This window comes from Algibacter aquimarinus, assembly GCF_039543265.1.
Taxonomy (GTDB): domain Bacteria; phylum Bacteroidota; class Bacteroidia; order Flavobacteriales; family Flavobacteriaceae; genus Algibacter_B; species Algibacter_B aquimarinus.
Genome location: NZ_BAABJK010000013.1, coordinates 1 through 5,570 on the forward strand (window position 1 = coordinate 1; position 5,570 = coordinate 5,570).

Below are 5,570 nucleotides of genomic sequence, written 5' to 3' on the forward strand. Positions count from 1 at the left end.
CTCTTTGGTTCTTTATGATTATATATGAAATTTAGTGAATTGCTAAGTTAAGACGTGTATAATTAATTGCTTTGGCAAGTTCTTATTTGGAAAATTCCTTCGGAATTTTCTCGGGTTCGTATTTGTTTATTAAATTAGTTGCTTAACCACGCAACTAACCATACACAACAACGTTGTGCTTAATTAGAAAAAAACGCTAATGACAAAAATAGAGCTTCTAAAAAAAGATTTTCCCGATTTAAATTTCGAGTCAAAAGAGCACGAATTTTTCTATGCTGAAGATGATATAAGAAAAGAGGATAGAATATATATTTCAGGTTTTAAAGGAAATTCAGAATTCCAAATAGTTGTTAAACCTGACCACGAAATAGATTCAGTTTCAGAAATCTTAAAAGAAAACATTTTTGTTTTTCCTGATTTTTTAGCAATCCGTTACAACAACACAATTGAAGTATTACTAACTTCCATTTCATACAGAACTTCATTTAGGAATATAGAAATTGATGATGAAGTTAATAAAACTGTAGTTTTTAATGTTGGCATGAATTACCATAGAAATAACTTAAATATTCTTTTAGAAATTGGACAGGATAATCTATTGCCGAAATTCCTTCAATTTGTTCGTGGTGCTTTCAGATATTCAAGAAGAAAACCGACCATTTTAAAAATAGAAGGCTACAAAAAAGAAAGTCCTGATGGTATTGTAAACGATATCCGAAATGTTATAAACTCTGTTTTATTCGATATCGAATATAATTATGACATAGCTCTTGAAACTGTTAATATTGATGGGCTATTAAGAAGATTTATTAGACGAAGAAAGAAAAAAGCTGAATTGCCAAATGAAAAAATTGATTTGGTTTATAAAAAATATATTCCAGAATTAATTCAATACTTTCATATTGCTGAAAAAGTTGATTTCTTACCATTTAAATTTATTTGTTATTATCATATTATTGAATATTTTTCAGACAAAAGTGCTTATGACTTAGTATCTAAAGAGGTTAAAAAGATTTTATTAAAACCTGATTTTCACTTAAAAACGGATAAATATGTTACTTCTGCAATTAATCTATTCAAAAAAGAAAACGATAGACACACCAATGACAAAGTAAAAATTGAAAGAGTTTTAAAACAATACGTTAAAAGAGAAGAGTTAAAAGAATCAATTGAGGAATTAGAATTAATTGACCACTTTTCCAAATCTCTAATATTTGATTGTGTAAAACCTCTTGTGTTACCCGCAATAGACTTTGAAAAAGATGGAAATTTCTTTGGTGAATTAACGAAACGTATTTATTCAACAAGATGTTCAATTGTTCATTCAAATCCAGATTTTGACGAATCGAAAGCAGTTCCATTTAACCCTTCACCTAATAATATTGACAAACTAAGAATTGAAATAGAAATGATTAGCGAAATTGCTCGAACAATTATAATTGAAAGTAAAGAAAATAACTAAGCACAACAATGGCTATAGTTAATACGGGTTTGGTGTTTAACCCAAAGTTTAAAGCTTTTAACTAAGTACGCCAAATCTTTTTGATTTGGCTTTATAACAAAAAAGATAAAACAAAATAAAAAGTTTTGGCTAAGTGCTTAATCGAAAGTTTACTACTTTTAATTCCCGTACTAACCATAGCCCAACCGTTGTGCGTCATTTGATAAACTATGCAGATTGATAAGAAAGAAATTAAACCAATTACAGATATTTTAGGTCTTGCTGTGCTCGATTCTCAAAGATTAGAATATGCAATTGGATTTCTAATGCTTCTCTCAAGAAAAGATTTTGACTTCACAAATAAAAATCAGGATGAGGAAATTGACGAATATATGCTCAACATTTCTAAAAAAACATTAGGAACTTTAATGAGACAATTAAGAAAACTAATTGAGGTTAGCGATGGATTCATTGAAAGGTTGGAAGAGGCATTAGATGCTCGAAATTATTTAATTCATAGATTTTTAAACCATCAAGGAGAGAAAATTTTAACAAGAGATGGACGAATTGAAGTTCTGAATTTGGTTAAAGAAAAAAGAAAAATTCTTTACGAATGTTATTTTTTTCTTGACCCATTTATTCAAATTCTTATGGAATTAAGAGGTTTCCCTGCCGAATATTTTATTAATGAAATATCAGAAAAGTACGAGAGAGATGAATAAAAAATATCTGATAGAAATTGATGGAAAATTAATTGGCTACTCTGATTTAGAGAAAGCTGATGCACCAATGGGAGTTGCATTTGGACTGATTGAGTTTAACGGAATTGAATCGCCATACGAATTCTTTAAAGAATACTGTTTGAAAAACAATATTGTTATAAATACTGACGACCCAGAATTTGAATTTATCGACACTCAAGTAATATCTGGTTTAAAAGTATTTAGACAAGATGGACTGGAAATAAAAGGAGTTGCTGGAAATGCAATTACGGGAATGAAAGAAGATGGATATGAAATTTCAATTTTAGGAATCAGTTATCCTTTTTACGAAGAGGAATTCCCAAATCACGTAAAGGAATATGAAAATATGTTCGGAAAAGAATAAAAACGAACGCACAACACCGTGTATAATTCATTGCTAGTTATAGCCTACTTACGAAAATCCTCGCGGATTTTCTATTCGGTTTTTATTTGCTAAATTACGTGCTAATCCACGCAACGAAATCATACACAAACACGTTGGCAAACATTTACGGAATGAAATACCTATTAAACATATTTCTTATTTTTTTATTTTTTGGTTGCCAAAAATCAATTGAAAAGCATGTTGCAATCGGAACATGGAATAGATGTAATAAAGATGGAAGTTATATTGAGTACAAAATTACTGATCAATATATGATGATATTGGTTACGTCAAGACCAGATGAAATTATAATTTTTGGAAATAAAATATTAGGTGATAATTTAATTTCATACCAACTTAAAAACGGAACAAAAATACTTACGGACAATGATACTTTAGTAACAATAGAACATTCATCAAATAAAGTTGTTCTAATGAGTACTTGGGGTTTTGATAAGTATGAATTGAATAAAGCGGAATTTGATTATGAAGAAATTGATTCTGCTAATTTAAAATTATGGAAGAAGAAAACTCTAATGGAATTTCATAAAAGAGCTGAATCTAAACAATGTACTGACTTAAGAACAGCTGAAGAAAAAGCAGAAGATGAAAAAGTCACACCTGAATTAAAACTAGAAGAATTAGAAGACATAAGAATTGAGAATATAGAAAATTAAAAACGTTAGCCAACAACGTGTATATTTAATTGCTGCGCTAGTTGGTTAAGACGACGGTCCTTCCCTACTTTTTAGTATATTGCTTAACAAAGAATAATAGCGTACTTGTACGCAACTAACCATACACGAACACGTTGGCAAACATTTAAGCTGAAAAACAAACTATGAGATTAACATTTGCATTTATCCTATTTACTTGTTTGACTTTTGGACAAGAAAAACCAATAGTTTTCTACAATGAAAGTGGAGAGGAAATAAGTAAACAAAAGTTCATTAAAACCAAAGATTATAGTAAAAATTTGGATTTATATTTTGAGAACGATACAACACAAATAGCTCTATTAGTAACTCGACAAAAATTCGGACAAATCGATAAAAGTACTTTTGAGAATCTGAAATCATACTTAACAGAATTGACTGATAAGCAAATTGACTCGTCTCAAAATATTGTAATTAATTACTTAACACCATTTCCGAAAAAGGATAAAAATACTACCTTAAAATCAGGATGGAATGTTTTACATAGAGATTATCTAAAAAAACTGCATAAAATCGCAAATATTAATCAATTTTGGATAAACTCACCTGAATGCGATAATCTCGAATACAATCATTCTAAAAAAATTAATTGGGTAGCAGATAAAGAAAATTTATTCAAAAAGTTATTTTTCCCTTACGATGTAAGATATGGAAATTATATTCTCATTAAACCTGATGGAAAATTCTATTATTATTTAGGAGAGCATGGTAAATATGAGATTTGGAAAAATGCCGAAAAGTATTTTAAATAAAAACGATTTGCCAACACCGTGTATAATTAATTGCTTTGGTCGTTGCCAATTTGGAAAATTCCTTCGGAATTTTCTCGAGTTCATATTTGTTTACTAAATTAGTTGCTTAACCACGCAACTAACCATACACAAACACGTTGCCCACAATATGAACCAATCTCTATGAAGAAAAATATATTATTGAAATCTATCATCATATTTCTGACTTTTATTATGTATAGTTGCGGAAATTCTAAGACTGAAAAAACTGAATTAGTTTATGAAAATGGAAATCAAAAAGTCGAAATTCAAATACTGAACGGAAATGACTATTTGGAATATGATAAGCCGACTGAAACGAATTTTGTGTTAACCAATATAGAAATTAATACTTTTTCTGTTTATGGTGCTGGAATTCGGATACTCGAAACAAAAGACGGAACGCTGAAAACTGAAATTAAAGTTCCAAATAATTATCTAGAAAATGATACTTTGAACGTGAAAGTTAGATTTGGAAAAAAAACAGAAGAAAATTACGAATTTAATATTCCAATGAAAACAGCGGAATAAAATACTGTGGGCAACACCGTATATAATTTATTGCTAATTCTAGCCAACTTACGAAAATCCTCGCGGATTTTCTATTTGGTTTGTATTTGCTAAATTAGATGCTTAAACACGCAACAAACCATATACAAACACGTTGTGTGCAATTTGGCTACGTTACCAAGATTTGGTATATTTGAAAAAATTTTAGTCTAAAAATGGGAAAAAACACATCAATATCACTCGGAAATCATTTTGAGAATTTTATAAGAGAAGAAGTAAACTCTGGAAGATATGGTTCGGTTAGCGAAGTAATTCGTTCTGCTTTACGTTTGTTAGAACGTGAAGAAAAAAAGGAAAGAGAACTGATTAAAGCTCTCGAAGTTGGCGAAGATAGTGGATTTGTTGAAAACTTTGACCCAAAACAACATCTGAAAGAATTACATCGTAAGCACTTATGAGCAAAAACGAATATCGCATAAGTCAACAAGCGATTGAGGATTTAGATAAAATTTGGATTTATACCCTTAATAAATGGTCTAAAGAACAAGCTGACAGATATTACGACTTGATAATTATGGAAATTGAATTTATTGCTGACAACTTTATGACAGGAAAGTCAGCAAAACAAACTCGAAAGAATTATCGAGTGACTAAAATACAATCCCATTTGATTTTTTATAGAAAAGTGGAAAATGATATTGTGGAAATAGTTAGAATTTTGCACCAACGAATGGATATTAAAAAACGACTGAAATAAAAAACTGCACACAACAATGGCTAAACGTAATACGGGGTTTTGGTCTGAATCGAATGGTCTGCGTATATTTATGATGTCGCTAAATCTTTGGGATTTAGCTTTGGACAGGAAAAATAAAAACTAAACCAAAAGCTTTAGCTTAGTGCGCAAACGGAAACAAAAGGTTTCCTTAAACCCGCACTACGCTTAGCCGAGACCGTTAGCATACATTTGAAATGACTCTTTCCGAAGTATATTTTTATATTATA

At 29.8% G+C, this 5,570-nt stretch carries 8 protein-coding genes; all 8 read left to right on the forward strand.

What is annotated here, in order from left to right; genetic code table 11:
* The first annotated feature begins 199 nt into the window (after positions 1–199).
* On the forward strand, positions 200–1,462 hold the full coding sequence (locus tag ABD939_RS15495; protein WP_345170466.1) for a hypothetical protein: 1,263 nt from the start codon (positions 200–202) through the stop codon (positions 1,460–1,462).
* Between the two features lie 209 nt (positions 1,463–1,671).
* Positions 1,672–2,163, forward strand: a complete 492-nt coding sequence (locus ABD939_RS15500; protein WP_345170468.1) for a hypothetical protein — start codon at positions 1,672–1,674, stop codon at positions 2,161–2,163.
* A complete protein-coding gene (locus ABD939_RS15505) occupies positions 2,156–2,548 on the forward strand; it encodes a hypothetical protein (protein ID WP_345170470.1) in 393 nt (130 codons plus the stop codon). The genes ABD939_RS15500 and ABD939_RS15505 overlap by 8 nt, the downstream gene beginning before the upstream one ends.
* Positions 2,549–2,700: 152 nt before the next feature.
* A complete protein-coding gene (locus ABD939_RS15510) occupies positions 2,701–3,246 on the forward strand; it encodes a hypothetical protein (RefSeq protein WP_345170472.1) in 546 nt (181 codons plus the stop codon).
* Positions 3,247–3,410: 164 nt separating this feature from the next.
* The gene (locus tag ABD939_RS15515; protein WP_345170474.1) at positions 3,411–4,037 is read left to right on the forward strand and encodes a hypothetical protein; all 627 of its coding nucleotides are present in this window, start codon (positions 3,411–3,413) and stop codon (positions 4,035–4,037) included.
* A gap of 162 nt (positions 4,038–4,199) precedes the next feature.
* Positions 4,200–4,586, forward strand: a complete 387-nt coding sequence (locus tag ABD939_RS15520; protein WP_345170476.1) for a hypothetical protein — start codon at positions 4,200–4,202, stop codon at positions 4,584–4,586.
* 194 nt (positions 4,587–4,780) lie between these two features.
* On the forward strand, positions 4,781–5,023 hold the full coding sequence (locus tag ABD939_RS15525) for a type II toxin-antitoxin system ParD family antitoxin (protein ID WP_345170478.1): 243 nt from the start codon (positions 4,781–4,783) through the stop codon (positions 5,021–5,023).
* On the forward strand, positions 5,020–5,322 hold the full coding sequence (locus ABD939_RS15530) for a type II toxin-antitoxin system RelE/ParE family toxin (RefSeq protein ID WP_345170480.1): 303 nt from the start codon (positions 5,020–5,022) through the stop codon (positions 5,320–5,322). The genes ABD939_RS15525 and ABD939_RS15530 overlap by 4 nt, the downstream gene beginning before the upstream one ends.
* Positions 5,323–5,570 lie beyond the last annotated feature (248 nt).